Source organism: Thiohalomonas denitrificans (assembly GCF_016841685.1).
GTDB lineage: Bacteria > Pseudomonadota > Gammaproteobacteria > Thiohalomonadales > Thiohalomonadaceae > Thiohalomonas > Thiohalomonas denitrificans_A.
Map to the genome: position 1 here is coordinate 1 of NZ_JAENYR010000148.1, position 3436 is coordinate 3436.

Sequence of the window (3436 nt, forward strand, 5' to 3'; positions counted from 1 at the left end):
CCGCCCGCTCCCTGCCGGAGTCGAGTGTCACGAGAACCTGGCCGGCCCCGACCCGCTCACCTTCCGTGAAACGGATTTCCGCAACCTTGCCGGTGACCTGAGAGGTAATGTCAGTGCGCTCCGCCGCCTCTACCGTGCCGACCGCCTGCACACTCACCTCGATCCGGTCGCGGCGCGCAGTAGCGACCTCCACCACCGGCGGCGGTCTCTGCATCTCGGCGGGCGCACAGCCCCCATCGGCCGGTCCCCGGGTCATCAGCAGCCAGCCCGCCACCAACACCAGGACAGCCACGCCAACGGCGATAGATACCTTCGCCTTGGTCCTCATCGGGAACCTCTCAAGGAGTTCCTTTAAGTGAAGATGCCTCCAGATACCCGATCAAGCCGCCGCAATGTACCGGGAGTCGCGGGCCTGCTAATTCTTTCAAAAGGAGTCGCTGTGAAGGGAGCTGAACCTTTTAGACCTCGACATTGACCCTTGCAGGAGCATGCGGGGACTACTGACGTATCGAGACAGACCTCCCCTGCTATCTTTGAAAGACGGCGTGCAGGCGCCAGCGTCGGACGGGGGAGTTGCCGAGGTGAGCGCGCCGGTTTTCGAGTCTGACCCGGGTAAGAATAGGAAGATATGCCCCGAACCGACAAGCTCAAACACAAGGTTGCGACCCTCGGGGGCGAACTCGCCGAGTGTCTACGTGCTCTTGAACAAGCCACCGGGCTCCAGAGTGTTCTGGGAGACGCGATAGAGACCTTCCTCGATCCGGTCTTCCTGCATGACCGTGATGGACGAATCGTATATGCCAATCGTCCCTATCTGGAACTGGCGGGACTCCCGAGCGAACAGGTGCTCGGGCATTACTATTGGGAAATTCTGCCAGCGGGCAACGGCCCGACAGCAGGTTGCCAGCAGGCCCTGGTGGAGCCAGGGGTGCATGAAGAGGAAATCAGGGAATCCGACGGGCGGATACTGCGCATGCGCTCCTTCGCATTGTACCGGGAGGCGCGCGACCCGGGTTCGGTCCATTCACTGCACATGCTGGAGAATATTACCGAGCGCAAGCGGCATGAGGAGTCCCTGCAACGCGCGAACGAAGAGTTACAGCGTTTCACCAATATCGCCTCTCACGACCTTAAAGCTCCATTGCGCGCAGTACACGGCTTGTCCAGCTGGATCGAAGAGGAGGTCTCCGGGAAACTTTCTGACGCGGGTCGTGAACGTATGCGGCTGTTGCGGCAGCGGGTCCAGTTGATGGATGACCTTATCGACGCCATGCTCGACTACTCCCGGGCGGGCACCGAAGTCGCCGAGATCGAGGCGGTGGATAGCGCGGAACTGATGCGGGAGGTCATCGAAACGCACGGCGTTCCCGAAACCTTCACGATTACAGTTGCCCCGGACTTGCCCCGCCTGAAGACGGACCGCCTGCATCTACGGCAGGCTTTCGCCAATCTGCTCGGAAACGCCATCGAGCACCACCAGCGCCCGGATGGTCACGTGTGGGTTTCTGCGCGAGACCTCGGAGAATGCTACGAGTTTTCGGTAACAGACGATGGTCCCGGCATTCCCCCAGAGTACCAGGAGCGGATCTTCGAGATGTTTCAACACGGACCGAACCAAAAACCGGGTACCGGAGTCGGCCTGGCGGTTGTGAGGCGCGTAGTCGAGCGCGTCGGCGGGCGCATTACGTTGGAATCGGCGCCCGGCCGGGGCTCGACTTTCCGCTTCACCTGGCCGAAGACAATCAGAGCAGAACATCAGCCGTGAAGGGATGCATGTCGAAAGCGGAATGCCGTGAGCAAGCCACTTATCGCCGGCTCTAAACACAGGTAGTGCCATGCACCGTTTATGGTGGCCACCGGCGGAACATGATCAGTCAGGAATTGCCCGGCACAGCCACCCGGAACGGCCCTTCGCCCACCCGGATTCGACGGGCCACGGTCAGGCGTTCGGTATCCATCACCACGACTTCGCCGCTACCGGTGACTGCTACGAACAGACGCTTGCCTTCAGTGTCGGTACGCAGTTCCGTGTGGCCCGGGACCGACCTCGACACGCCCGACAGTGCGCCCTTGCCACAGTTCAATAGCAGCTTATCGTCGTCCGCCCACGCCCCGGACGCACAACGGCAAGGCATCTCTCACGGGCATGCAGACGGTGGCCCAGCACTCGACCTCCCCTGTTGCGTGTACTAGGATTAGCGGTCGGCAGCATCTTCGAAGTTAGGGTGATTGCAGGCATGGGCAAATGACCACCCGCTTTCCCGCAACTTTTTGTTCAAGCAGGATACCCAAGTGAAAAAATCAAAATACTTTATCGGTAGTGTCGGCAGTGTCCTCTTTCTGTCGCTTCCTGCCATAAGCCAGGCGGTTGAGTTGGCCGGCGAGAAACTCGAACTGTATGGCAAGGCACATATGTCCCTGGACTTCAGTGACCCCGACGCCAGTGGCGAAGAGAGTCAGACCAGCGTGTCCAACAACTCGACCCGCATCGGTTTCAAGGGTAAGCACGATATCGACACCGGACCTACCCTGTTGTGGCAATACGAACAGGGCGTCGACATCGCGGATGGTGGCGGTGAATTTGCCTCCCGAAACAGCTTCCTGGGACTGAAAGGCGCCCTGGGTGAAGTCCGTGTCGGCCACCACGATACGCCCTCCAAAAAACTCGGCTCCCGCTGGGGTATGTTCAGCGACACAGTCGGCGATCGCCGCGCCACCCTGGGTGCCTATAGCGGCGCTCCCGGCGAATACGGCAATGTCCTGAATGATCGGGCCGACAATGCCCTTCTCTATATCAACCAGTTCGATGCACTGGAACTGCAGGCCATGTATTCAGCCAGCAACCCGACACAAAGCACCAGTGGCGGCCTCGATGACAACGACTTCGACCTCGCCAGCGCATCCCTGACCTACGAGACCCGACAGCTGATGATCGGGGCGGCGGTGGAGCACTGGTCGCTGGATCCGGTCAATGGCGCGGAAGAGGTGGACAACCTGCGCCTGGCGGCGAGTTACACCATGAACAATTTCAAGGTGGGTGCCATCTATGAATCCACGGACAGCGAAGACAGCGTGTTCGAACGTGATGCCTACGGACTGAACGCCGCCTACCGCTTCACCGACGCCACCGATCTGCGCCTGCAGTATATAGTTGCCGATGACAACGAAGACCAGAGTGCTTCCGGCGCCAGCCAGCTTGCCGTGGGTCTGCACAACCAGCTCGACGAGGCGACACAGGTGTACGCCGCCTTCAGCACAACGGATAACGACGCCAACGCCGTCTACCAGGGCATCGATGGCGGCCATGGCGACGAATTGGAAACCGAGCCGGGCGGCAGTCCATCCTCCTTCTCGGTAGGGGCGGTTTACGCGTTCTGATCCTTGCGAGCCGTACTTCCTGCTGCGCAGGCCCGAATCAGTGACGAACCTTTAGACC

Annotated in this window: 3 protein-coding genes and 1 pseudogene; 2 read left to right on the plus strand and 2 right to left on the minus strand. The window is 60.4% G+C overall.

Annotated elements, in window-relative coordinates:
- Positions 1 to 328, minus strand: a pseudogene (locus Q7L05_RS17160) (biotin/lipoyl-binding protein); the annotation flags it as partial.
- 300 nt (positions 329 to 628) lie between these two features.
- Between Q7L05_RS17160 and Q7L05_RS17165 the strand changes: the two are divergent.
- The gene (locus tag Q7L05_RS17165) at positions 629 to 1765 is read left to right on the plus strand and encodes a sensor histidine kinase (protein ID WP_303909505.1); all 1137 of its coding nucleotides are present in this window, start codon (positions 629 to 631) and stop codon (positions 1763 to 1765) included.
- Between the two features lie 109 nt (positions 1766 to 1874).
- Here the strand turns inward: Q7L05_RS17165 and Q7L05_RS17170 are convergent, their stop codons facing one another.
- Entirely contained in the window at positions 1875 to 2054 is a 180-nt protein-coding gene (locus Q7L05_RS17170; RefSeq protein WP_303909506.1) for a hypothetical protein, read from the minus strand.
- 238 nt (positions 2055 to 2292) lie between these two features.
- Between Q7L05_RS17170 and Q7L05_RS17175 the strand changes: the two genes are divergently transcribed.
- A complete protein-coding gene (locus Q7L05_RS17175; protein WP_303909508.1) occupies positions 2293 to 3378 on the plus strand; it encodes a porin in 1086 nt (361 codons plus the stop codon).
- The last annotated feature ends 58 nt before the right edge of the window (positions 3379 to 3436 follow it).

Bases quoted from the DNA above. Each gene is read 5' to 3' on its own strand.
- Q7L05_RS17165 (WP_303909505.1), top strand. From the start codon at position 629: ATGCCCCGAACCGACAAGCTCAAACACAAGGTTGCGACCCTCGGGGGC.